Annotated in this window: 2 protein-coding genes; one reads left to right on the top strand and one right to left on the bottom strand. The window is 63.2% G+C overall.

Translation table 11 applies throughout. The features are described 5' to 3' along the window. The first annotated feature begins 157 nt into the window (after positions 1–157). Positions 158–508 carry an HPF/RaiA family ribosome-associated protein gene (locus tag ACOQFS_RS10075; protein WP_421562748.1) on the top strand — a complete coding sequence of 117 codons (351 nt, stop codon included), beginning with the start codon at positions 158–160 and terminating at the stop codon, positions 506–508. Between the two features lie 80 nt (positions 509–588). Here the strand turns inward: ACOQFS_RS10075 and ACOQFS_RS10080 are convergent. Beyond that, positions 589–783, bottom strand: a 195-nt coding sequence (locus ACOQFS_RS10080; protein ID WP_421562749.1) for a hypothetical protein, incomplete at its 5' end; no start/stop codon positions are given.

Here is a 783-nt window from a genome sequence, read left to right on the forward strand (position 1 = left end):
GCCGATTTCTCGGTTTCAGTGGACTAGGGATGTCCTGCGTCCCTCCCCGCGTCACTCCCTGCGGCGAACCACCATGCCTTTGACATGTCTTTACCAGGGAGATGGCGGACGGTGCCATCATGTCTGCTTCGCAACTTCACAGGAAGGAACCTCTCCCATGCAAGTCCAAGTCAACACCGACGACCACATCCACGGCGGCGACGCGCTCGCGCAATGGATCTCGGAAGAGTGCAAAAGCCGCCTCTCGCGCTTTCAGGACCAGGTCACGCGGCTGGAGGTGTTCCTGAGCGACCTGGACGCCGGCAAGTCCGGGGCCAACGACAAGCGCTGCCGCATCGAAGCGCGCGTCACCGGCCGCCAGCCCGTGACGGTGACGGACGAAGCCGACAAGATGGCGAACGCCTTCATCGGCGCCGCCGAAAAGCTGGCCCGTGCGCTGGACACCGACCTGGGCCGCGTGAAGGACCGCAACGGCCGCGACACCATCCGCTCCGCAGCTGCGGAGTGACACGCGAAAACCGTTCAGGCCGCGATTGAATTTCAAGCAAAAACAGCCGTCAGCGCTTGATGGATAAGCGCTGACAGCTATCAATTTAGGAGTTTCTGGCTCAGGCGCAGCGGTGCGGCATGGGGCAGCACTTGCGTTGCGGGCCCACGCCACGCTGCTGCGGTGCCCGGGCCATACCGCCCCAACAGGCGGTTTGCCTGCAACCAAAGGATGTCCTGCATAACTCCCTGCGGTTCGTGATAGCGCGTCTCGGGCGGTCCGCTGCGTTGCTTTTC

Origin of the sequence: Paracidovorax sp. MALMAid1276, from assembly GCF_049198005.1 — a bacterium.
Lineage (GTDB): Bacteria > Pseudomonadota > Gammaproteobacteria > Burkholderiales > Burkholderiaceae_C > Acidovorax.

Coding starts and splice junctions, on each gene's coding strand:
- ACOQFS_RS10075 (WP_421562748.1), top strand. CDS start 158: ATGCAAGTCCAAGTCAACACCGACGACCACATCCACGGCGGCGACGCG.